Annotated in this window: 1 pseudogene; it reads right to left on the reverse strand. The window is 76.0% G+C overall.

Annotated elements, in window-relative coordinates:
• Window positions 1-101: 101 nt before the first annotated feature.
• Window positions 102-600, reverse strand: a pseudogene (locus KUM32_RS38520) (flavoprotein oxidoreductase); the annotation flags it as partial.

The raw sequence follows: 600 nt of genomic DNA on the forward strand, positions 1-600 counted from the left end.
GCCCAGTCCAGGCCGGCCGCCGGTCGGCCGCAGGGGGCCGGGCCCGACCCGGCGCGCCCCGTTGGACGCGACGAGCCGGGCCGAGCGATCCGGCGAGCCGGTCAGCGCCCGCCGGCGGCCTGCTCGATGTCCCGGGCCACCTGGGCCGTCGCCTTGCGGGCCGCGACCAGGACCGGGTCCCAGACGGGCGAGAACGGCGGCGCGTACCCGAGGTCGAGGGCGGTCATCTGCTCGACCGTCATGCCCGCGGTCAGCGCGACCGCCGCGACATCCACCCGCTTGCCGGCGCCCTCGCGGCCGACGATCTGGACGCCGAGCAGCCGCCCCGTGCGACGCTCGGCGAGCATCTTCACGGTCATCGGGCGAGCCCCCGGGTAGTAGCCGGCGCGGCTCGTGGACTCGATGGTGGCCGTGACGAACTGGAGCCCCACCGACCGCGCCTGCTCTTCGAGGAGCCCGGTGCGGGCGATCTCCAGGTCGCAGACCTTGCTCACCGCCGTACCGACCACGCCCGGGAAGGTGGCGTAGCCGCCGCCGACACCCGCGCCGATGACCTGGCCGTGCTTGTTGGCGTGGGTGCCGAGCGCGATGTGCCGGGTC

The sequence above is a fragment of the Streptomyces sp. AC627_RSS907 genome (assembly GCF_019049165.1).